This window comes from Pauljensenia sp. UMB3104 (assembly GCF_030217285.1).
In the GTDB taxonomy this organism is placed as follows: Bacteria; Actinomycetota; Actinomycetes; order Actinomycetales; family Actinomycetaceae; genus Pauljensenia.
On sequence record NZ_JASONN010000144.1, the window covers coordinates 1 to 328 of the forward strand.

At 53.4% G+C, this 328-nt stretch carries 1 protein-coding gene; it reads right to left on the minus strand.

Going from position 1 to position 328, the window contains the following annotated elements:
• Positions 1–328: DUF4853 domain-containing protein (locus QP415_RS11115; RefSeq protein ID WP_285100103.1), on the minus strand; the 328-nt coding region annotated here is incomplete at both ends.

A 328-nucleotide genomic window follows, 5' to 3' on the forward strand; every position in this document is an offset into this window, starting at 1 on the left:
GTCCTGTGTCGAGCCGTCAGATTTCAGTGGTTGTGTCTCGTAGCCGAAGGACGCGCGCGTGGATTCGCGGACGTATACGTTGACGGTGACCCCATAGGTTGGATTCTCCGCAACAATCCGTGTTTCATTTCCGTCCTCTACTGTTTTCTTTTCTGTTGCCCGTATTGTGAATCCGAGGGGTGCCAGATGGGATTTGACGACGGCCTGCACTTTGTGCGCATCGTTCTCGACAAACAAAATCGTAGGGGACGTGAGTGTATAGAGTTGCGTGTCGCGTACCGGCTGGCTGGAGATAAAGTCCCAGCTTTGGCGTTGGCTGAAGTTACTC